The sequence below is a fragment of the Legionella tunisiensis genome (assembly GCF_000308315.1).
Lineage (GTDB): Bacteria > Pseudomonadota > Gammaproteobacteria > Legionellales > Legionellaceae > Tatlockia > Tatlockia tunisiensis.
This window is the reverse complement of the sequence record NZ_CALJ01000248.1, coordinates 33,374-53,829: the sequence shown is the minus strand read 5'-3', so window position 1 is coordinate 53,829 and position 20,456 is coordinate 33,374. Positions and strand designations below refer to the sequence as shown.

Here is a 20,456-nt window from a genome sequence, read left to right as displayed (position 1 = left end):
GCAAAGTGTGAAGAATTAACTGCAAATATTTTTTCCAATCTGGAGCCTTGGCAGGTTGCGCAAATGGCTAGACATCCATTGCGTCCGCAAACTACCGATTATATTGAGCACATTTTCACTGATTTTCAAGAATTACATGGCGACAGGCATTATTCTTCTGCGCCTGCAATTATTGGTGGCGTAGCTCGTTTAAACGGCGAAGCTGTTATGGTTTTAGGACATCAGAAAGGTAAACGTACCAAAGAAAAAGTTTATCGTAACTTTGGTATGGCGCGGCCGGAAGAATATCGCAAAGCGCTACGTTTAATGAAAATGGCGGAAAAATTCAAGCTTCCTATTTTTACTTTTATTGATACCGCTGGCGCTTATCCTGGTATTGGCGCTGAAGAACGCAACCAATCAGAAGCTATTGCGAGAAATTTATTAGAGATGGCCAAACTTAAATCACCAGTCATTTGTACCGTGACCGGTGAAGCAGGTTCAGGTGGCGCCTTGGCTATTGGCGTGGGTAATCGAGTGCTCATGTTGCAATATGGGATATACTCCGTTATTTCCCCTGAAGGTTGTGCTTCGATTCTGTGGAAAGATGCTGCTAAAGCAAGTGAAGCCGCTAGGGCTATGGGGATTACTGCCGATAAAATTCTTGATTCAGGTTTAGTCGATAGAGTAATTCCTGAACCGTTGGGAGGGGCTCACCGTAATGTGCTTGAGATGACTGCTCGGTTAAAGGAAATTCTTATTGATGAATTACGTTCGTTGAAAAGTCTTTCTGTAGAAGATCTTTTGAACCAACGCTACGACAAATTTATGGCAATGGGGGCTTGTTGACACAATCTTTGCTAACAATCAATTGGTTAACGCAATTCACGCATTACCGTCGTATTTTTGTCGGTTTTAGTGGAGGACTCGATTCTACCGTATTGTTACAATGCTTAGCCGTAGAGCCTACACTATTCCCTAAATTGACAGCAGTCCATGTTAATCATGGACTGAGTCCTAATGCATTGGTTTGGCAGGAGCATTGCCAACAGTTGTGCGCAGCACTTCAAATCCCTTTGATTATCAAATCTGTTGAGTTTGCGCGCCAGAGTAATATCGAAGAAGTGGCAAGAAAGGCGAGGTATCAGGTGTTTGCCCAATTGCTTGAAAAATCCGATTGTTTAGTATTAGGGCATCATTTGAATGATCAGGCAGAAACCTTGCTATTACAACTTTTTCGTGGTGCTGGCATTGAAGGCTTATCAGCAATGGTTGTTGAGAAAGCATTCATGCAAGGGAATTTGCTACGGCCTTTTTTACACTATTCACGTCAAACCTTGGAAAACTATGCTCGATTGAATCAGTTGCAATGGATAGATGATGAAAGTAACCAGGATATTAGTTTTTCCAGGAATTATATTAGGCACCAAGTCTTGCCTTTACTGTCGGCACGATGGCCGGGAATTATTAATAATTTGGCACGCACGTCAGTTCACTGCCAGCAAGCGCAAGCTAATTTAGATGATTTGGCTAGAATAGATTGTCCCGCACTTGTACAGGTAAGCAACCAGTTAGCTATCCCTGTTTTTTCTCATTTATCTCCAGCTCGTATTACCAATATTTTACGCTTGTGGTTTAAGACTAATCAGGTGAGATTGCCAAATACAGTAACATTCAATCGGTTGATCAACGAAGTGATTCATGCCAGACAAGATGCTAATCCGCAAATTAGCTGGGCCGATGTCAATGTTCGACGTTATCAACAGAATTTGTATTTGCTAAAACGACAAGTTAAGTTTTCTTCATTGGTAATAGCCTGGACTTCATTTCCCGAGCCTCTCGATTTAGGTGAGTTAGGTGTTTTATGTACGAACGTTAAAGACAAAGGTCTAATTGTTCCACCACAAAGCAAAATTGAAATTCGATTTCGCCAAGGAGGGGAAGTATTTCATTGGCATGGGCAAAGCAAGCAACTAAAAAAATTATTACAAGAATGGCAGATCCCTCCTTGGCTACGTGATCAGATCCCTTTGGTTTTTATCAATGGCCAGTTAGCGGCAGTGATTGGTTATGCAATAAGTGATTCTTTTTATGGCACTACACCGATTCCAGTCTATGAATTAATCATCAATAATTAACTATTGGTTAACAATAATTAACTAATACCCCCGTTTATTGAAAAATAATTAATCAATATAATGTCTAAATTGATGAGTAGAAGGATTAATCATGGTTTCTAATCCCCGAATTGCTTGGCTACTAAGTTATATTTCTATTGCTTCATTCTCTGCAGCAATTTTGACTCCAGCTTTACCCCAGATCCAATTACAATTTGGTCTACAGGCTGGCGAAATAGAGTGGGTCGTTTCGGCGTTTTTACTAGGCTATGTTCTTGGTCAGTTAATCTATGCACCACTGGCCAATCGTTGGGGTAGACTAGTTGCTTTACGAGTAGGATTAAGCATTAATCTAATCGGGATTTTATTATGCTTTCTTTGCTTGATAACTCATTCTTATGGCTTGTTAATTATGGGTCGTTTGGTAAGTGCCTTAGGAAGTGCAAGTGGATTGGCTTGTACCTTGATGCTAATTAACGAATGGTTAGCTGAGTCGCAACGAAAAACAGCGATGGCATACACGATTTTGTCATTTACATTGGGTGTAGGTTTAGCGGTAACGTTAGGGGGGCTTATTACAGAATATTGGCATTGGACAGATTGTTTTCTGCTCTTACTCATCCAGGGTACTCTTATGCTAGCGGGTACTTGGTTATTTAAAGAAACACTAAAAAATAAGCAGGCAATTAATTTAAAGACAATGATTCTTGCGTATAAACAGGCTCTATCATCGCACACACTGGTTTTATTTGCTTTAGTAGTTGGGTTTTGTTCGGTAATTAGTTATTGTTTTTCAGCAGCAGGGCCGCAAATTGCGAATGATTTACTTTATCTTTCAGCGGCAGAATACGGTTATTGGAATCTTGCTAATATGTTAGGCATGCTCTTGGGTGGATTGGGGGCAAAATTCCTATTAAATCGATTCCCAGCCATGCAGGTTATTGTTCTTGGGCTAATTGGTTGTGCCTTGGGTACAATCAGTTTATTTGTGATGTTACATAACAATTCATCATCCGCGCTCTGGTTCTTTCTTAGTACTCTAAGTCTGTATTTATTTGGTGGTTTGCTCTTTGCTGGTGGCTCATTGATCGCCTCTAACGCTTTACCTGATATAGCTAGCGCTTCTGCCATGATGAGCTTCATTAATATGTCCTCAGCTGCATTGGCGGTGGTGGTAATGGGGTATTTGGGAGCTAATCCCCTGCAGGCTTTCGTGCAAATTCTTGTTGCAATGTGGCTATTGATTACTAGCTTGTTATTAACAAAAAATTCTTTATCAAAAGGGCGTGAGCGTATTAATCAAGCAGGCTTAATTGGTCTGTCAGAAATTTGCTAGTTATTTATAAGAAAAAAACAGTACACTAATTCGAGGTCATAACTTATCAAAAAAGTATCAATCAAATATTAAAATCACACGATTTTTTATTAACTAATAATTATATTTTTGAAAAAAATCCATATTAAAAACAAATAATAAGTGAGTGTAAAGTTGGCTATAATTTAATTAGTTAACTGGCGGAGATTTTATCATGCCTGCTCTTTTAGATGCATACAAACAATATAATAAAACAATAAAAAAACTGGATGAAGTTTATAAGAAATTAGAGGCGCAACAAGGAGAAATTGGTGCGTTTATAGCCAAGGAAAAAGGTTTGTATGATAGACGTCAAGATTTAAGACTTCAAGAAGTTCCTTTGTCTGAAAAAATTGAAAGCTTGGGAAAGAAAATAGATGATGCTAAGAACAAGCTTAAGACAGCAGAATCAGGCTCTGCTGAGGCGGAAAAATTAATAAAGAGATAACTGAAAAGACAGCTGCATTAGCTACTGAACAAGCACGGATGGTGCAACTTAAACAGGACTTAATTGATGTTGAAAAGGACATTTCCTGGATAAAAGAGAATGGAAAATTTTCTAGTCAACATGCAAGAAATCATGGCGCGTCAGATGCTGCTTTTAATGCTTATATGGCTACTGTACATGAGGCAATCAGTATAAGAGAACAACTGCAGAAGCAGCAAGTAACAATTAGAAATTTATTAGACGCTACACCTAAAGCTGAAAAAGACGCCGCTTTAGAATGGTCAAAAAACAATAATAAAGTGCTAGTTACAAGGGTAAATGCCCATGGAGATGAATTATTGAAGCCCTTCCATTTTGCTTTACATGACGCTCAGCAAAATGCGGCTAAGAGCCAATTGGATTATTTGGGAAAGGCTAAATATAGTGAAGGGTTTCAATCAGGTAAATATGGACTAAATGATCTAGAAAAATTTGCTGTTGAAAAAAGAGCAAAAACAAGATAATTATCGTTCAATATTACCTGCTTATGCCGTTGCTGAAATTCCGGCAGATGCTCATATTAAAGGAACTAGAGCCTGGGGGTATTGGAAAACAAATACGGCAGAAAAATTTAATGATATTAAGGGTTTTTTAGAAAAGCCATTTTCTGCTAATAAGGACCAAGATCTAGTAAAATTAAAAACTCTTTTTAATAAGGTAGGTGTTAACTTAGGTGATAATGCTTTAGGTAGAATTTATACTGCTGCGCAAGCAGCTCAGCAACAACAAAAATTAGATGAACCAAAGCGTGGTCCCTCTGCTGGAATTGCTTAGAGTAAGAGGATTTCGCGATGGAAAGTTATTGTTCGATCAAAAATATTTGATTCTTTGGGGCCAGAGCAAAAACTAATTAATGTAACCTCTGAGCTGAGTAAATTTAAAAAATATTCGAGTCCAAATCCAATGATAATTGGATTAGGGATAAGTACTTGCAACTAAATTACGAGTGCGGTGATTTTTCCTGGAGGCCAGTGATTACGTGCACGCTAAAAGGTACTTTGACATTGCAAATGCGATTGCATCGGAAGACCATTACTTAAAATATACCATATCAACCAAGTTGTTGCAGATAGAAGAGGAAATGCCTGGACGTGGAGCCACTCATTCGTGTACCTGTCTACCTTAACATTCAGGATGATTAACAGCTAATCCACCCATCGAGGTTTCTTTGTAAATGCTCTGCATGTCTTTACCAGTCTCCTTCATGGTTTTTATCACTTTATCGAGTGAAATTTTATGTTGGCCGTCACCAATAAGTGCCATACGAGAGGCATTAACTGCTTTGACTGCGCCCATGGCATTGCGCTCTATGCAAGGAATTTGGACTAAGCCAAGAACAGGATCACAGGTCATCCCGAGATGGTGTTCCATAGCAATTTCAGCGGCGTTTTCAATTTGCTCAATGGTACCACCCAATACGGCAGTCAAGCCTGCTGCTGCCATGGACGAGGCAACACCGACTTCACCCTGACAACCTACTTCAGCACCCGAAATAGACGCACCTTCCTTGTAAAGAATACCGATGGCTGCTGCGGTAAGAAAATAAGTATAGATATCTTCTTTGTTTAAGCGATCATGCGCTTCCTGGCAATATTTCATGACCGCTGGAATAATACCTGCTGCACCATTGGTTGGCGCTGTAACAATTCTTCCACCGGCTGCGTTTTCTTCATTGACAGCCATTGCGTACAAGTTGAGTTTGTTCATAATGTCTGATTGCTCAAATACACTGGGAATTCCTTTGTGCTCAATAAGTTTTTGATATAAATCAGGAGCACGGCGCTTCACCTGCAAGCCGCCAGGTAAAATCCCAGGATGATGACAGCCATTTTCGATACACTCACCCATTACTTTGGCAATGGCAAAGATCCCTTCCTGGATTTCTTCTCTATTTCGCCAGGTGAGTTCGTTCGCCATCATTAATTCGGCAATAGTCAATCTATTATCTCGGCATAGCTTTAATAGTTGCCGTGCCGTAGTGAATGGGTAGGGGGGCAGGCTATTATTAGCAGCAGGATGATCAAAATCTTCTTCCGTCGTAATGAAGCCGCCGCCTATGGAGTAATACACCTGACGCAATAAGGTTTTTCCCGTATGATCATACGCTGAAAAACGCATTCCATTACTGTGTTTATGGTAACAGTTCTTTTTGCAAAAACAAAAATCACTGCTTTCGGTGAAAGGGATATTTTTTTGCCAGCAAGACAGAGTTGTTGAGATGCGATAATGTCCTTCATTCGCGGAATCATCGTTTCTGGGATCACGGTTTCGGGCATTTTTCCTTCCAAACCGTTTAAGATCGCCTTATCCGTACCATGGCCTTTGCCTGTTAAGGCTAGAGAGCCATAAAGTTCGATTTTTATTCGTATTGTATTATTTAATGTCTCTTTATTTTCTAATAAACCCAAAAAGCATTGGCGGCGAGCATTGGGCCGACGGTATGTGAGCTCGATGGGCCAATACCGATGGAAAACAAATCAAATAAGCTAATACTCATGTTTAAAACTCATGCCAAATAATGACAATTTTAGAAGGAAAATTGCACACAAACAACATAAATCGGCATCAAAGAGAAAATTCACCATTAATAGTGTTAGATTGCCTAAACGGTTACTGGTAATTTCATTAGAATTTAGGCAGAATGGATGGGCATTTTTGCAAAGTTCTATTCTGACGACAGACAAAAAGGGGATTGTTTATGAAGATGAGACTGGTCGCTGCGGCTGTCATAGGTATGGCAATGTCAACGACAATTGCTGCAGCTGATGCGGCAACTACAACATCATTAAATAGTGACATGGATAAGTTGTCTTATAGCATTGGCGCTGATTTAGGTAAGAATTTTAAGAAGCAAGGTATCGACATCAGTCCTGCTGCTATGGCTAAGGGATTACAAGACGGCATGAGTGGTGGTCAACTGTTGCTGACTGAACAACAAATGAAAGATGTTTTAAATAAGTTTCAAAAAGACCTAATGGCAAAGCGAAATGCTGAATTCACCAAAAAAGCTGAAGAGAACAAAGCTAAAGGTGAAGCATTCATGAGCCAAAACAAGGCTAAAGAAGGTGTAGTCAGTTTGCCAAGTGGATTGCAATACAAAGTAATCCAAACGGGTAGTGGTGCAAAGCCCGCGAAAGATGACACTGTCACTGTTGAATACACTGGTAAGTTAATTGATGGCCAAGTTTTTGATAGCACTGAAAAAACGGGTAAGCCTGCTACTTTCAAAGTATCACAGGTTATTCCTGGCTGGACTGAAGCATTGCAGTTGATGCCTGCTGGCTCTACTTGGGAAGTCTATGTTCCTGCTAATCTTGCTTATGGTCCACGTAGTGTGGGTGGCCCAATTGGACCTAATGAAACATTGATTTTCAAAATTCACCTGATTTCTGTCAAGAAGTCTGAAGCTTAATCGATGCAATTCACCCTCGATGCGTTAGTATAGAGGGTGAATTGGCTTTCACCTTTGAGTATTTTAAAGCATGAACAAACGCCTATTGATTGTTTTCTTATTGGGCTTTTCTTCAGGGCTTCCTTTAGCGCTAATCAGTAGTACTTTGCAAGCCTGGTTTGCTGATACGGGTATGTCAGTCTTGGCAACTGGTATGCTGAGTCTGGTTAGTTTGCCCTATGCTTATCGTATTGCTTGGGGACCATTACTTGATCGATATTCACTTTCGTCACTAGGAAAGCGGCGAAGTTGGATCTTGACTATGCAATTTGCTTTATTGATTGGCTTTAATGGGATGGCGTGGTTTTCACCTAATACCTCGCCAGAACTTATGGCGATTATTGCATTTATATTGGCTTGTTTTTCGGCTACCCAAGATGTAGCTATTGATGCGCATCGAGTTGAATATTTACCTGTAGTTGAACACGGGATAGGCGCCTCATTAGCTGTTTTTGGTTATCGCTTTGCTCTACTTATTGCTGGTGGTTTTGCCTTAATCATAGCCAAGCATTTTGGTTGGGCTTTTACTTATCGCCTGATGGGGTTTCTCATGTTGTTTGGCGTCATGGCGATTTTGTGGAGTAGTGAGCCTTCAAAACATATCGAAAATAAAATCAATTTTGTGGAATCCTTTGTCGCACCACTCAAAGAGCTTGGCAAAAGGCGCGGTATTATCCCCTTATTGTTTTTTATCTTGTTTTACAAATTAGGGGAGGCATTTACAACAACGACAAGTGGTATTGTGATGCCCTTCTTGATTCAAGGGATTGGTTTTTCGTTGGATACTATTGGTTACGTTAATAAAATGATGGGTATTAGTTCCATCTTGTTAGGCGGATTGGCTGCTGGTTTACTATTAATACGCTGGTCATTATTTCGTGCCTTACTTGTTTTTGGTTTAATCCAGGCAATTACGAATGTATTATTTATTGCTCTGGCAATATGCGGCAAAAATTTACCCTTATTTGCGACGGCAGTCGTTTGTGATAATTTTGCTGCAGGCATGGGTTCGACTGCTCTGGTTGCCTTTTTTATGCGTCTGGTAAATCAATCTTTTACTGCAACCCAGTTTTCTCTCTTAGTGGCATTATCAACACTACCACGTGTTTTCTCGGGCCCTGTTGCTGCTATGTTGCAAATGTGGTTGGGATGGGTTGGTTTATATCAATTATCTTTCGTGTTATCTCTCGGGTTTATTCCCTTTCTCCTCATGATTCGTGAGCAAACCAAGGTTGTTAATGAGCTTGGTTTTGGCGAGCAGGAATTAAAAGTGGTCCATTAGACCTCTTTAGTGAATTTAGAAAGAGATCTAGGATTTGGGGCAGGGAAAGCAATACCGTTATAAAACTAGATCAATGCCGCTAATTATTCCATATTTCGAGTTTACTTGTGTCCCGCGCAGTGTTTCAGCAATAGGAAAGCCGACACCAAGATAGAAAGAGAGCTTGTCTGCTATGTTGACTCGGAATCCTGGTGAGAAAAAGAGGCTATTGCCTCCGCTATTAGGATCGTTTATTCCGGCAATTGTATCTTGGGTGAAATATTCACCGTTTAACTCAACAATGCCATCAATCGTGTAGTTGACCGTTTTGTCTTTATTATTTTGAGCAATTAAGGGATAAACTATCGCAAAATCATAATCTACTACCTTGCCTAAGGTAGTTGCTTGGGCCCCTTTCGTTGTGTGCGTATAAGTACAGTCAGCGTTGAGAGAAAGATCCCCCCATTTTTTAGAAAAAACCAAACTGACAAAAGGGTCCCAGGAACCGGTACCGGGTTGATCCGAAGTTGCAAAAGGTACACCATAGTTAGTCATTACATTTGTTCTACCGATGGGAGCATTGACACCAAAAATAAGGGCAGTTGATAAGGGAAATTGGTTATCATCGAGCACATGCCAAAAACGCAAAAAGATTTGCATCAGCTATACCGGATATGTTTCCCAGATTAGCGGCTTCAGAAAAAAACCTTCCTCATCAGGAACGGCCGCACGTAATTGATAATGACGAGTGTGAGGTAACGTTGTGCCAAGCGTGAGGTGATCTGTTATACCATAGTTGATCATTAAATAATTGACTAAAAGGGCCTGTTGGCTTTCTGATATAGGATCAGCTAACAAGATCTGATCTGACAGAGGTTTAAAGCGATAATATTCTGATCGGCCGCTAAACGACCAACTGCCCTTATCCAGACTATCTGCGGTTGAAGTAGTAATGGGGGTGCCCACACCACTTGAATAATTTATTGTTGGTTGTATGATGGCATAAAGATTATTGAAGTAAAGACTTCCCAGGCCAATGAATACATAGGCCAGTTTTTTATCAACGATCGCGATCCAAGTTGGCCAGATGAAGCTTGCTGAAAAGTTCTACATGCTCTCATAAGAAGCTTCAAGAGAAGTACCACAGAATAGTTCTGATTCATAATTTAAAGTACTTCATCAAGATACCCACTTTTACTTGATATTCATTATATTAAATAGTTTTTAATTTTCACTAGGTTAATTGGTATATTTTATATGGCATATTTTATTTATATGGCATATTTTATAATCCCGAGCCATTCTTTTAAGTAGTCTTGGATTGCATCGAGAGCGGCTTGTGCACAGCGGCCATCCAATTCCGGATTGGCTCCGCTAATGCCGATTGAACCTAAAGGTTGATCTTCTTTGTTCTTAAGGCTCAGGAGAGAGTCTTATTTTTGTGGTTTTTGAAAGCATTTTTGGTTACATCCCATCGTGTTAACAAGTGCTTTCAACCTGTCTCTAAATTCGTGGGCATTGTCACTGATTCAGAAAACTTTTAGTTGGCTTTTGCTGTTTGTTAGTTGAGTAGTCACTCATCAAGAGTAAGAAAATTTCTAATATTTTTAGGTAGTTACATTACAGAAGATTAATTACTTAATAAAACATTAATAATCACTATGTAAAGTATTCGGTCATGTTGGTTATCTAAAAATTAATTTAGGAACAGATACACATGAGAATATTACTTTATACTCGGCTTGAAAATGATACTGGTGGAGATGAGGCTCTTTTAAATATTCTTCAATCCTATCTGCTTCAAAATTTGGAAAAGGACACCGAAGTCCATTTATGTCTTAGCTATGATATAGCATCGGAAGCAAGAGCTGAAAAAATTGAAGCAAAATGGATAAAGAATTTGGAAGACAGAGAGCTCAAAGGGCAAGTTTGGCGGTTCTTAACTGCTGAAAGCTCATTTGAAAAAAGTGTTACTGGCGTAAAATGCAGGTATATTAGCTCAAAAAATATTACAGGAAACTCACTCAATACCTTGGATGGTACTGTAACCTGGTATATTAAATATCAAGACAAGTATTATTTATATAAGAAAGGTAACGGCGGGGCGTTAGAACTTACGCTAAATGAGAATGAGAATGTGCCGAACTTGAAGCAAAGAAACTGTTATATTTCGGAGCAAAAATCAGAGTGTGAGGACAACTATCCTTTATATGTTTTAAAGGATCGGAGTATCGATTACTATAGGAGCGTGGAATCAAAGCCTAAAAAATTCTCTTTAGAGACTGCGCCTAGATCATTAGTGCAACTACGAACAAAGGTGAAGAAAGGGATTAGCTCTTTAAGCAACGATGAGCTTAGAATCATCAACTCTTTTACATGTTATATGCCTACAGAATTACTAATGACCAAAAAGGAATATAACTTGGTGGAAGATCATTTCGTCCAAATACCTGAAAATTTAAGTGAAGACAAAGCACGCTGGCAAGACTTCACGGAACTGACAAGAAACTTGGATGTATTTGTAATGGCCGGATGGGCTCATGCCCAAAAGCCTATCACTGCACAATATTTAAAGACGGCACTCGAAATCCCTCAAGACTGTAAAGTAGTACTAAGTTGTGTGCCTGGCATGAGTATTAATGTCAATGGTTTTGTGACGGCATTGCAAGAAAGACAGAAATATCGCTATGTATATGCATTGCAACCTGGGGTTAGAGCCAAGGGAGGTTTTCCGATATTACCAGCTTTAACAAAACACTCGATTAAAGATCCTAAAGTACGAGAAAAATGGAAGTTACATATTGGTGAGGACTATGAGTCAAACATGCACGATACTGGTAAGACAGGCCAAGATAAATTAATTGTTATTTATTGCAGTAAAGATGCGCCAGATGGGCATGGGGAGGCTTTTCTAGAAAATATTGCTAAAAAGATTGAGCTTGGCTCTAGGAAAGATTACCCGGTTCTTCTGATTGGCGCGATTCCAGGTAGTATTGAGTGTAAGAGATGGAAAAAAGCATGTGCTCTGCGTGAATTCCCTTGTAGCATTATACCACGTACTGAAAGTACGCAAATACTAATGCGTGGCTTGCGTGATGCCCGATATTCTATGGCAACAGGTTCCTACTCTATATTGGAAGCACGATATCTTGAGATTAATCATTGTAAATATCTATGCCCACCTCATATGGCAGCATTAGGTGATATGTTAGAAAATGCAAAAGAAGACGCTGTACAACAAGCATTTCAGCAGGGGCAAGCTGCATTAGAGGAGTTAAGCCGATTGCCCATGGACGGTTATGATGCTGAGCTTTTATGTCCAGACTCTGCCTGGGATAAAAAAGATTCTTGGATGAACTATCTAGAGGAAGCTTTTGTGGGTATGTCAGAGGGACAAGAACCGAGTACCACCATGACTACGACTGTACAAAAATATTTATAGGTTAGCTTGGATGGTGAATTAAAATTATAAAATTCACGGGGATAATAGAATCAGTAATTGGAGAAGTGAATGTTTGCAAAATTTTTTTATTCAAAGTCGTTACAAGCAAGAGAAGGCACGCTCCGTGAAAAAGAGATTGCTTTGTCTAACGCAGTATATGAGTACATGCAATCCATAACACAGGGGAGTTATGCTCCAGAGTTGCCTGAGATTAGTTGGGACGCTGAAGATGAGTTAAGTTGTATCAAGAGGTTATTAAATCCTGTTTTAGAATCCTTTAAAAATCTGTATCTACCTTCATCCATTGAAGCTGGCGTACCTGCTATTGCGCATCTATTAGCTTCGCTGACAATTCTTAAAGAAATGAAAGAGGTTAATGCTGATGACAGACTTAAAAAATTAGAAAAAATGGGAGTAATGACGCAAGTTCGAGCTGGTATGCCTGGACCTTGTATGATTTATATCCATGCACTTTTGGCATCGCCTAACTACGATGCTGTTTCAAAAATTAACTTACTTGGTGATGTGGTAAGTTATATTAAAGGTAATACAAACACCTTCGGTGCCCTTGGTTCTATAGTATTATTGTTTGTGCTCAATGAGTGGTTTGCTATATTTAATCGCTTGCATGATAAACTAAGAGCGATCTTATCGGAAGATGAAGAAAATTATAGCGCTCTTCAAGAAAAGTATTCCTCGAGTAAGATAGAGGAAGAAAAGACCTTTGTTGATCAGTGTATTCTGCAAGTTTGGGATGCACTTGGCATTGACGTATCTGCCATAGAGCTAGTGCAAAAAAATCTCCTATTCTCATCCCTTATAGAACGGATATTAATTGAGGAAATTCGTGACTCAAGCACGAGTAGGGAAGGTGACTGTCCCTATCCGTGCTTGGACTTATTAAGTCGTGGTAATAATGAAAATAAAGTATTAGAAGTACAGTGCCTTGCAGTGAGATAGAGATATGACTCTAATAACGGAGATATCCTATTATTTGTAAGGGCAATATCTGTAGTAGCTTGGATTTAGTCCAGAATATGACGAGTTAATGAGCTTGATATTGACTATTTAATTTGATTACAATCGCACCTAAATTTGTTCAACGAAGAAAACTAAAAATGACTGACTTTTTTAAGGATAGAACCAAGCTGCAATTAGCAGGTGATGTTGCGCTTGGGGCGCTCGGTGGTGCAAGAAAAGGTGTTTTTGGTTCCCTTTTATTATCTGCTGCTGAAAGTTCCATACCTACTTTGGGAACTATAGCCACAATGGCTGGGGCTTGTGCTCTTGGAGGCGCGCTCTTAATTGTTCCAGCTATGGTTGTACACAAAATGTTAATCAGCGAGCCTAAACGTGATGCTTCTTTTCTTGCACAGATGACAACACTGACAGCAAATATATGTTTCAGGACAGCTTTTTGCGTTTACTTCGGCTTGTGTCGGAGCCGCTGTTTTAGGACTAGCAATGACTCCAGTCGTACTAACCAGTCTTACTGCTTCATTAACATTTAACTTGCTCAATTTTACATCACAACTTATTACAATGGCAACTCATCTACCAGATCGTAGAGCCGACGCTTTTCTGGCTGCGAACATAGGAATGTAATGCCCTCCATAATTACTTTGAGTCCTGCCAGGAGTCAAAAACTCTTGGCGTACATTGAAAAAGTGATTAAATAACCAATGTGGAATCCAGGCTCGTCTCATCTTCCTTCTTCTTTGAATCTATTGTCTAAATATATGCCATCTATTTTCAGCTTGTAGAGAGCTGATGTCTTTTGCTTGAACTGCACTTTCAAGCGCTGTAATTTGAGCAATTCCTTCTATACAGATTCTACCTGGGACAGTGTCGTCAACAGGTATCATGGATGGCCGAAATTTCCTTTACAAATGTTATCGCCAAAACAACAATGAATAGCAGCTTCAATGAGCTCAAGTTTTCTGACAGTAAAATACTGGCCAAAATAATTTTCCTAGCTATTGCTAAAGGAGCAGAGGTGGTTTGAAACAGCAAGGAGTGATCAATGGGGTATACATACATTTTCTTGTCTTTAAGAAGAGCAAACTTAATCTAAAATTTATGTCAATAAGAGTCTGTGTATACAGTTTCATCCAATTTATCTTGGCGAGAACTCTTTGATTATAAAAATAATATTTTATAGTACTGACAAAGATTAGCCGATTAAATTCAGGGATAAAAATGCTTTTCAAAACATATTTTCTTGTCGGTGGAGCAGGTTTTATAGGTTCTCATTTTGTCGATGCATTGTTAGCGGAGAAAACAACTCAAAAAGTAACTGTGTATGATAATTTTTCCTCTGGTAAAGCATGGCATTATCAACAGCATAAGGGTGATTCGCGTTTTTCAGTGATTAACGGTGATGTTAAAGAGAGCGACAAACTGAATAAGGCAATCGCAGGCCATGAGGTTGTTATGCATTTTGCTGCTAATCCAGATATTGCTCGAGCAGTCAAGGAGCCAGGTATCGATTTTACAGATGGCATTTATCTTACTTTCCAAGTGTTAGAAGCAGCACGATTGGCAAAGGTGAAGCGCATTATCTACACCTCTGGTAGCGGAGTCTATGGTGAAGTCGATATAGAAAGTCCTGAGAATCAAGGCGGTATGTATCCTATTTCTACCTACGGAGCAAGTAAATTAGGCAGTGAAGCGTTTATTTGCAGTTATTGTCATATGTTTGATATGACCGCTTGCGTTTTCCGCTTTGCGAATGTAGTAGGGCCGCGTCAAACACATGGAGTGGGGTATGATTTTATAAGAAAGCTTAGAAACGATCCGAGTATCCTGGAAATTTTAGGCGATGGCACACAAAGCAAATCGTATATCCATATTCAAGATGTCATTGCTGCAGTTTTACTGGCAAATAGCCAATTAACGCAAACATATGAAGTATATAATGTGGCTACTGGCGATTATATAAGTGTCCATGATATTGCTAAAATTGTTGTGAAATGTATGGCGATAAAAGAGCCAGTCAATTTTCGATTTTCTGGTGGTGATAGAGGATGGAAAGGCGATGTTCCTGTCGTGCGTTTAAATAGCGAGAAAATGCATTCCTTAGGATGGCGTTGTCAACGAAACTCGGCTCAGGCAATGGAAGCATCCGTTTTGGCGATGATTAAGGAATTAGAGCTGTTGGCATAATTGGTAGATTTTGCTTTTAGTACAAGACATCAACGAAACAATAAAGAAAAAGATGCAGGTTATGCTACACCAAAATCCAGTAGGCCAGGCCGAAACTGATACCCATATAAACACTAATGATTGCAGAGATGACAAAAAGAACTTTGACTAATTTAAACCACGTTGAATGGCCTGCATAATCTTCGTATAACCAAAGCGTAATAATTGCAAGCATAATCCAATAGGGAATGAAATCTACCTGATAGCGCTGCACAGCGAAGGGGAGGAAAAGCAGAAAAATGACAATAATAAGAGGAATAAAAAAGTAACGCGCAAAAAATGAAGTAAAGGAATTATCTCTGTTTTGTTTTCTTTGAAATAGATTCTAAGCAGTTTGGGCAAGGCCAAAATTAAAAGAATAAACGGGGTAGTCGTTAACACGCCGGCAACTGCTTCAAGATAATAGTCATTATCAATGTGGTACCAACACTTATGCCAGCGCAGTCCTAAATAGGGAAAAGTAAGACCTGCTGTGAATGGCTGTAAGAAATAGAAATAAAAACTATAAGCAAGATTACGAGGAATTTTTCCCAAGGCAGCTAATTCAAGATGCAACGCCTTTATGTTGTTGCATGAAAGTTGCCAAATATGACCAAAATCGAAAATGGAGCCAAATCTCAAGTAGTTGTAGAGTGCTAAAAGAGTCCCAACAATCGCTGCTGGAATAAATAAGGCCATGACCAATGTGAACCGGTTTTTGGTAGTGAGCCTGAACAGATAAATTAAAAGTGCGGGTAGTATAAAAAACAAACTAAAACAAAATGTGGTCTTGCAGCTACACACAAGGATAAGCAAAGACTGAACAGAACAATATCGTTTGTTTTATATTGCTGAAAAATCCTATAGAGGAAAAATAAAGCGAAACTCATGAAGCAATAAGCAGCAGCAATTGCAACTTCGTAGGTTATAGGCCTGGACATTAAAAAAGGAGCGCCGTTAGCGAATCCTAATAGTGAGGCCATTAAGACTAACTGAAGTTCCGAAACACGAGGAAAATAGCGTTCTTTAATTTTTATTAGCAATAAAAACTAACTATAAATCCTGATGAAAGGAAAACGAATGAGGCCAAGCCGCCCGAAGGGTAGTAACCTGTTAATAACTTAAAGGGCAGATAAAACACGACAACTGGGAGGGGGCCAAAATAAAGATAATATTTGCCTTTATAAAGAGAGGCGTCATGTAATCGAAAGTGACTATTTTGGATCGGATCATAAGGATCTGCTAACTGAAGTAATTCAGGTGAAGGTGATACGAGTAAATTTAAATGCCCAGATAAAAAACTCTCTGTTAAATATTGGTATAAACTTTGAGGTACGGCGTTGAATGATAAATGAAAAGCTGGGTAAAAAGCGTACACCATAAGAACATAGGTAATTATTGCCCAACGGCAAAGCCATTTTTCAGTCGTAAAAGCAAATTGTGTGCTTTGGCTCATGAAAGTACCACTTTTGTTCCCTCAAAATCAAAACTAAAGCGAACCTCTTCCAAACCTGCTCGACGCATTGCGTGACGCAGTTTATTCCGATCAGTAGCATAAAACATTAAAAAACCACCGCCGCCAGCACCGACTAATTTCCCACCAACAGCACCATTTTTCATGCCAAGTTCGTACCATGCATTAATTTGTTCACTGCTCATACCGGTCGAACGCTGCTTTTTATACTCCCAGTGTTCATGCATCAACTCACCGAAGCGAAGGCCATTGCCTTGCTCCAAAGCATCTTTGATTTGATAACCCAATTTTTTGATAAAATGTAAATTTTGTAGCATTTTATCATCGCCTTCTTGGGTTTTATCTTTTTGATCTTGGAGAATACTCCCCGCGCTTCTTGAATAACCCGTAAAAAAGTAAAAGATTATCTTCTAAATCAAACAACATATCTTTCGAAATAGTTAGAGAGCTTGCTGTTACTTGATCATTTTTATGAAAGGTAAAACAAGTTAAACCACCGTAAGCAGCGATATATTGGTCCTGTTTACCAATGGGTTCTCCCAAACCCTCTATTTCAATACGGCAGGCCAATTCGGCTAATTCTTGAGGATAAATCAATTTGTGATTATGAGCATAGAGTGCGACTAATAAAGCGGTAGTAAAACTGCCGGATGAACCTAGACCTGTACCAGCTGGAATATCAGCCAGGGAAGCAAGCTCAATTTGATTCGAATGCAACTCGGGTAAGCGTAAAACCTCTCGAATAATGCGATGTTTTATCTCATCCACAGAGCTGACATGCTCCAATTCAGAATACTTGAGATAAATTCCTTTGCTAAAGGGTCTCATTGCGGTGACATAGACGTATTTGTTAATTGCTCCTGCAATTAAAAATCCCTCATGTTCGTGGTAATAAGACGGCAAATCCGTTCCACCACCACCTAGTGTAATCCGCAATGGACTACGAGCAATAATCATGGCCTCTCCTAACGGGATAACTCGAATCCAGCTGCCATCGCATCGTTGTAAAACATTTTTACTGTATCGAGAGAGTAATCTTCTAAATTATAACCAATCAAGGGTAGTTTTTTCAGAATATCTTTAGTGACAGTAATAATGTGGCAACCAATAGCATCTGCTTGAAATATGTTGAACAGTTCACGCGGGCTGGCCCAGATTAATTCGGCTAAGGGATTTGCTTTCATGATCCCTAAAGCCTCTGCCATTATGGGTAGGGGATCTAACCCTGTATCTGCAATACGGCCAGCAAATATGGAAATATAACTAGGTACCTCTGGAGACAATGCGGACGTAATATGACGAACCTGTTCCAAGGTCATCACAGCTGTTATATTTAATTTAACGTGCTGAGCAGCTAGCCTTTTCACTAAAGCATGACAGGTTTCACGCCGTGTGTTGGTAATTGGAATCTTGACATAGACGTTGTCGCCCCATGAAGCAATCTGCAGCGCTTGTTGTTCCATTTCACTAAAATCATCTGACAGTACTTCAAAAGAGATAGGTTGGTCAGGAATAAGAGTAAGAATTTCTTGCGCAAAGGCTTGGTAATCCATTATACCTTCCTGGCGCATTAGTGTTGGATTAGTAGTCCATCCCTTAATATAAGGCTTGTGGTGCATTGCCAGGATATTTGTTCTGTCAGCGCCATCGGAAAATATTTTACCTTTAATTGCTCAATTTTTCGTTCATCATACTTCCTCACAAAGAGCTCCTCAGGTGAACCGAGCGGACATTTTAGTCTTGTCTTTCAATTTTGGATGTGAGGCCAACAAATGCCAAACCACTGCTTGTAGCGCTTCGGTGTGCGGTGTTATTGTTTCCTTGTTAATTGTTGGAATAATAATGCAAACATCCGCCACTTGGGCTGTATAACCCCCCATCTCGTCCTACAATCCCCGTTATTTTTGTTCCTATTGTCTTTGCATATTGTAAGGCCATCACAAGATTTGGACTGACATTCTCAGCTAAATTACCACCTCCCACCGAGAACACAAACACCATATCTTTGGTTGAAAGTTTGCTGACTTTTAACCATTCGACAAAGGTTGTTGCCCATCCATCATCGTTAGTTCGAGCGGTAAGTTCTGCGACATTATCAGTAGGTGTGTAGGCTTCAATACCAATTATCTTGCGAAAATCATTGACTGCATGTGAACAGTTGGCTGCACTTCCTCCAACACCTAGGAAGAATAGGCGTCCTCCCGTTTCTTTGAGGTTGGCAAGGCAAGTAACCATTTGTTCGATTGCATTAACATCTAGCTGATTAAGAATTTCTATTGTTTCGTTCAAATGTTGTTTGGTATAGACCATTGTTGTTCTTCTTCATTAAAGATTTTTCGGCTTCATGCGATCAAATAGGGCTAAAATTTAATTATCGAAGATTTCTCCAGCTAGGAGTTAACGGGTTTCAATTGTAATGTAAGTCTTTTCTTCTGTAATTGCAAAAGGTTTATTCTGCAATTTGTCGGGGATTAAAATTTAAATTCTATATGAACAAAATAATAAAAATCAGAAAGTTAACTTGGATTTGGCTACCAGACGCCATTGGTAATTTTATGAATGCATCCTGACTTTAATGATGCGCTTTATAGTCCACCAACTCGTATCTAACGCATTCATTTTACTCTGTCCGATTCTTTCGTGATAATCAATAAACACGGTATGTACTTTATAACCGGATATGATTGGTTTTAAGAGTAGCTCAACAGGGAGGGCTGCTCCTTGAGCGTCAAATTGTAAAGCATCGATCATGGTTTTTCGGTAGGCTCGCATTCCACTGTGCAGATCGGTGAGATGTCTAAAAAATAATAGACTGGCTAGCCAGGCAAACGCGACATTGCCAAAATAGTTAGGCCAGGGCATTGCTTGTGGTTTTTTGCGTAGTCGTGATGCATCAACCAAGTCATAGCCTTGATCGAGTATTAGTGAAGCAAGTTCAGGAATTTTCTTGCTGGGGTAAGTATTATCACAATCCAGAGTGATAATAACGTCGCGATTTGCTTCCCGTAATGCGCGTTCCATCGCTGGACCATAGCCACGAGGAGGAATTTGGCGAATTACTCCGGCTCCCAGTTCCTCGGCAATCGTTGCTGTTTGATCGGTGCTGGAGTCGACAATAATAATTTCAGCATCAGGGACAACCTGTTTGATATCTTGAATAACGCTTCCTACGGCTTTTTCTTCATTTTTGGTAATCATGGCAACAGTAACACGTTTTCCTGTAGGATCTGTTGTAATGCTCATTCAGTTGTTTCTCCAGCTATTTTGCTTGCAACCAAGATAATACGAAAGGCGAATAAGCCAGGCATCAGTCGGCTAATCCAATATTCAATAGGATATAAGAATTTACAATAAAATTTATAATAAGGTGATGTAATAATGGAGCTCGTGTCATCGCGTTTGTTACTCGCAAATAGAGATTTAATAATGGGTAGAAAAGCTCTTACAAGGAATGGTGTGCAGTCTACTTTTTCAATACGACAGCCACTGGCTTGAACCATTTTCTTAGCAGAGCGAAAAGTGAAAAAACGTATATGAGTACGATCCATGACGCCTGTCATTTCATAATTAAAAATCCCAAAGATCAAGCGTAAGCGATTGAGCCAATTTGCTACATTGGGGAGTGAGATCAGGATTTTTCCATCTTGTTGAAGAAATTCCTGATAATCTCGCAGAATTTGTAAGGGATCATAAACATGTTCTAGCACA

General features: G+C 39.5%; 22 protein-coding genes and 1 pseudogene. 12 read left to right on the top strand and 11 right to left on the bottom strand.

Annotated features, from left to right (window positions below):
- From BN58_RS15190 to BN58_RS15165, 6 genes are all read left to right on the top strand, one after another.
- Nucleotides 1-828: acetyl-CoA carboxylase carboxyltransferase subunit alpha (locus BN58_RS15190; protein ID WP_019217550.1), on the top strand; the 828-nt coding region annotated here is incomplete at its 5' end.
- Nucleotides 825-2,117 (top strand): tRNA lysidine(34) synthetase TilS, encoded by a 1,293-nt coding sequence (gene tilS / locus BN58_RS15185; RefSeq protein WP_019217549.1) that lies wholly within the window; start codon nucleotides 825-827, stop codon nucleotides 2,115-2,117. The genes BN58_RS15190 and tilS, both read left to right, overlap by 4 nt.
- A 91-nt stretch (nucleotides 2,118-2,208) precedes the next feature.
- The gene (locus tag BN58_RS15180) at nucleotides 2,209-3,432 is read left to right on the top strand and encodes an MFS transporter (protein ID WP_019217548.1); all 1,224 of its coding nucleotides are present in this window, start codon (nucleotides 2,209-2,211) and stop codon (nucleotides 3,430-3,432) included.
- Between the two features lie 193 nt (nucleotides 3,433-3,625).
- Complete coding sequence (locus BN58_RS15175; RefSeq protein WP_019217547.1) at nucleotides 3,626-3,898, top strand: hypothetical protein; 273 nt, start codon at nucleotides 3,626-3,628, stop codon at nucleotides 3,896-3,898.
- A gap of 38 nt (nucleotides 3,899-3,936) precedes the next feature.
- On the top strand, nucleotides 3,937-4,401 hold the full coding sequence (locus tag BN58_RS15170; protein WP_019217546.1) for a hypothetical protein: 465 nt from the start codon (nucleotides 3,937-3,939) through the stop codon (nucleotides 4,399-4,401).
- Nucleotides 4,376-4,711: a hypothetical protein gene (locus BN58_RS15165; RefSeq protein ID WP_019217545.1), complete on the top strand. Its 336-nt coding sequence runs from the start codon at nucleotides 4,376-4,378 to the stop codon at nucleotides 4,709-4,711. Before BN58_RS15170 ends, BN58_RS15165 begins: the two co-directional genes overlap by 26 nt.
- A 348-nt stretch (nucleotides 4,712-5,059) precedes the next feature.
- Here BN58_RS15165 and BN58_RS26030 read toward each other — a convergent pair.
- Nucleotides 5,060-6,434: pseudogene (locus BN58_RS26030) on the bottom strand (L-serine ammonia-lyase).
- A gap of 201 nt (nucleotides 6,435-6,635) precedes the next feature.
- Here BN58_RS26030 and BN58_RS15150 point away from each other — a divergent pair.
- Both BN58_RS15150 and BN58_RS15145 read left to right on the top strand, forming a co-directional pair.
- Entirely contained in the window at nucleotides 6,636-7,349 is a 714-nt protein-coding gene (locus tag BN58_RS15150; RefSeq protein ID WP_019217543.1) for an FKBP-type peptidyl-prolyl cis-trans isomerase N-terminal domain-containing protein, read from the top strand.
- A gap of 70 nt (nucleotides 7,350-7,419) precedes the next feature.
- Entirely contained in the window at nucleotides 7,420-8,670 is a 1,251-nt protein-coding gene (locus BN58_RS15145; RefSeq protein WP_019217542.1) for an AmpG family muropeptide MFS transporter, read from the top strand.
- A gap of 57 nt (nucleotides 8,671-8,727) precedes the next feature.
- Here BN58_RS15145 and BN58_RS28875 read toward each other — a convergent pair whose 3' ends face one another.
- Both BN58_RS28875 and BN58_RS15135 read right to left on the bottom strand, forming a co-directional pair.
- A complete protein-coding gene (locus BN58_RS28875; protein WP_019217541.1) occupies nucleotides 8,728-9,309 on the bottom strand; it encodes a hypothetical protein in 582 nt (193 codons plus the stop codon).
- Between the two features lie 3 nt (nucleotides 9,310-9,312).
- Nucleotides 9,313-9,615, bottom strand: coding sequence for a hypothetical protein (locus tag BN58_RS15135; RefSeq protein WP_019217540.1), 303 nt, complete (start codon nucleotides 9,613-9,615; stop codon nucleotides 9,313-9,315).
- Between the two features lie 751 nt (nucleotides 9,616-10,366).
- On the opposite strand from BN58_RS15135, the gene BN58_RS15130 reads away from it, so the two are divergent.
- The 4 genes from BN58_RS15130 (at nucleotide 10,367) to BN58_RS15105 (ending at nucleotide 15,256) form a co-directional block, all read left to right on the top strand.
- Entirely contained in the window at nucleotides 10,367-12,091 is a 1,725-nt protein-coding gene (locus BN58_RS15130) for a hypothetical protein (protein WP_019217539.1), read from the top strand.
- A gap of 69 nt (nucleotides 12,092-12,160) precedes the next feature.
- Complete coding sequence (locus BN58_RS15125) at nucleotides 12,161-13,051, top strand: hypothetical protein (RefSeq protein WP_019217538.1); 891 nt, start codon at nucleotides 12,161-12,163, stop codon at nucleotides 13,049-13,051.
- Nucleotides 13,052-13,209: 158 nt separating this feature from the next.
- Nucleotides 13,210-13,602, top strand: a complete 393-nt coding sequence (locus BN58_RS15120; protein WP_019217537.1) for a hypothetical protein — start codon at nucleotides 13,210-13,212, stop codon at nucleotides 13,600-13,602.
- Nucleotides 13,603-14,290: 688 nt separating this feature from the next.
- Nucleotides 14,291-15,256, top strand: coding sequence for an NAD-dependent epimerase/dehydratase family protein (locus tag BN58_RS15105; protein ID WP_019217533.1), 966 nt, complete (start codon nucleotides 14,291-14,293; stop codon nucleotides 15,254-15,256).
- Nucleotides 15,257-15,490: 234 nt separating this feature from the next.
- On the opposite strand, the gene BN58_RS15095 is transcribed toward BN58_RS15105, so the two are convergent.
- From BN58_RS15095 to BN58_RS15060, 8 genes are all read right to left on the bottom strand, one after another.
- Complete coding sequence (locus BN58_RS15095; RefSeq protein WP_019217531.1) at nucleotides 15,491-15,973, bottom strand: hypothetical protein; 483 nt, start codon at nucleotides 15,971-15,973, stop codon at nucleotides 15,491-15,493.
- Nucleotides 15,974-16,310: 337 nt separating this feature from the next.
- Nucleotides 16,311-16,730, bottom strand: coding sequence for a hypothetical protein (locus tag BN58_RS15085; RefSeq protein ID WP_019217529.1), 420 nt, complete (start codon nucleotides 16,728-16,730; stop codon nucleotides 16,311-16,313).
- A complete protein-coding gene (locus BN58_RS31910) occupies nucleotides 16,727-17,065 on the bottom strand; it encodes a hypothetical protein (protein WP_198009919.1) in 339 nt (112 codons plus the stop codon). Before BN58_RS31910 ends, BN58_RS15085 begins: the two co-directional genes overlap by 4 nt.
- A 22-nt stretch (nucleotides 17,066-17,087) precedes the next feature.
- Nucleotides 17,088-17,705 (bottom strand): GHMP family kinase ATP-binding protein, encoded by a 618-nt coding sequence (locus BN58_RS31905; RefSeq protein ID WP_198009918.1) that lies wholly within the window; start codon nucleotides 17,703-17,705, stop codon nucleotides 17,088-17,090.
- Nucleotides 17,706-17,713: 8 nt separating this feature from the next.
- The gene (locus BN58_RS15075) at nucleotides 17,714-18,406 is read right to left on the bottom strand and encodes a transaldolase (RefSeq protein WP_083852226.1); all 693 of its coding nucleotides are present in this window, start codon (nucleotides 18,404-18,406) and stop codon (nucleotides 17,714-17,716) included.
- A gap of 166 nt (nucleotides 18,407-18,572) precedes the next feature.
- Nucleotides 18,573-19,058, bottom strand: a complete 486-nt coding sequence (locus BN58_RS26015; protein WP_232220680.1) for an SIS domain-containing protein — start codon at nucleotides 19,056-19,058, stop codon at nucleotides 18,573-18,575.
- A 243-nt stretch (nucleotides 19,059-19,301) separates the two neighbouring features.
- Nucleotides 19,302-19,991, bottom strand: coding sequence for a glycosyltransferase family 2 protein (locus BN58_RS15065; protein ID WP_019217527.1), 690 nt, complete (start codon nucleotides 19,989-19,991; stop codon nucleotides 19,302-19,304).
- Complete coding sequence (locus BN58_RS15060; RefSeq protein WP_019217526.1) at nucleotides 19,988-20,455, bottom strand: methyltransferase domain-containing protein; 468 nt, start codon at nucleotides 20,453-20,455, stop codon at nucleotides 19,988-19,990. The genes BN58_RS15065 and BN58_RS15060 overlap by 4 nt, the downstream gene beginning before the upstream one ends.
- Between the last annotated feature and the right edge of the window lies 1 nt (nucleotide 20,456).

Bases quoted from the DNA above. Each gene is read 5' to 3' on its own strand.
- BN58_RS15130 (WP_019217539.1), top strand. From the start codon at position 10,367: ATGAGAATATTACTTTATACTCGGCTTGAAAATGATACTGGTGGAGAT.
- BN58_RS15065 (WP_019217527.1), bottom strand. From the start codon at position 19,991: ATGAGCATTACAACAGATCCTACAGGAAAACGTGTTACTGTTGCCATG.
- BN58_RS15120 (WP_019217537.1), top strand. From the start codon at position 13,210: ATGACTGACTTTTTTAAGGATAGAACCAAGCTGCAATTAGCAGGTGAT.
- BN58_RS15180 (WP_019217548.1), top strand. From the start codon at position 2,209: ATGGTTTCTAATCCCCGAATTGCTTGGCTACTAAGTTATATTTCTATT.
- BN58_RS15095 (WP_019217531.1), bottom strand. From the start codon at position 15,973: ATGGCCTTATTTATTCCAGCAGCGATTGTTGGGACTCTTTTAGCACTC.
- BN58_RS15175 (WP_019217547.1), top strand. From the start codon at position 3,626: ATGCCTGCTCTTTTAGATGCATACAAACAATATAATAAAACAATAAAA.
- BN58_RS31910 (WP_198009919.1), bottom strand. From the start codon at position 17,065: ATGCTACAAAATTTACATTTTATCAAAAAATTGGGTTATCAAATCAAA.
- BN58_RS26015 (WP_232220680.1), bottom strand. From the start codon at position 19,058: ATGGTCTATACCAAACAACATTTGAACGAAACAATAGAAATTCTTAAT.
- BN58_RS31905 (WP_198009918.1), bottom strand. From the start codon at position 17,705: ATGATTATTGCTCGTAGTCCATTGCGGATTACACTAGGTGGTGGTGGA.
- BN58_RS15085 (WP_019217529.1), bottom strand. From the start codon at position 16,730: ATGAGCCAAAGCACACAATTTGCTTTTACGACTGAAAAATGGCTTTGC.
- BN58_RS15170 (WP_019217546.1), top strand. From the start codon at position 3,937: ATGGTGCAACTTAAACAGGACTTAATTGATGTTGAAAAGGACATTTCC.
- BN58_RS15125 (WP_019217538.1), top strand. From the start codon at position 12,161: ATGTTTGCAAAATTTTTTTATTCAAAGTCGTTACAAGCAAGAGAAGGC.
- BN58_RS28875 (WP_019217541.1), bottom strand. From the start codon at position 9,309: ATGCAAATCTTTTTGCGTTTTTGGCATGTGCTCGATGATAACCAATTT.
- BN58_RS15105 (WP_019217533.1), top strand. From the start codon at position 14,291: ATGCTTTTCAAAACATATTTTCTTGTCGGTGGAGCAGGTTTTATAGGT.
- BN58_RS15150 (WP_019217543.1), top strand. From the start codon at position 6,636: ATGAAGATGAGACTGGTCGCTGCGGCTGTCATAGGTATGGCAATGTCA.
- BN58_RS15145 (WP_019217542.1), top strand. From the start codon at position 7,420: ATGAACAAACGCCTATTGATTGTTTTCTTATTGGGCTTTTCTTCAGGG.